Annotated in this window: 1 protein-coding gene; it reads right to left on the reverse strand. The window is 49.6% G+C overall.

From position 1 onward, the window contains the following. The coding region (locus tag LRL21_RS45190) for a transposase (protein ID WP_240422251.1) at positions 1-264 on the reverse strand (264 nt) is incomplete at both ends.

Below are 264 nucleotides of genomic sequence, written 5' to 3' on the forward strand. Positions count from 1 at the left end.
CAAACGTATACCGATTGGCATTGGCTTCGATTTTAGTCCCATCGACAAAGTAGTTTTCAAGTTGCACGTAGTTCTCATCGGCTAGAAATTGAAGAACCGCCGTAAACACGGCCTCCAACACGTCTTTCATTCGCTCGGAACGAAACCGGTTGATGGTACGGAAATCCGGACGCTGTCTACCCGCGATCCACATGAACATGATGTTTTCACGGACAGCTTTGGCGATCTGTCGGGAGGCATAGACACGCTGAGTGTAGGCGTAGA

The organism is Paenibacillus periandrae, assembly GCF_022458865.1.
Lineage (GTDB): Bacteria > Bacillota > Bacilli > Paenibacillales > NBRC-103111 > Paenibacillus_S > Paenibacillus_S periandrae.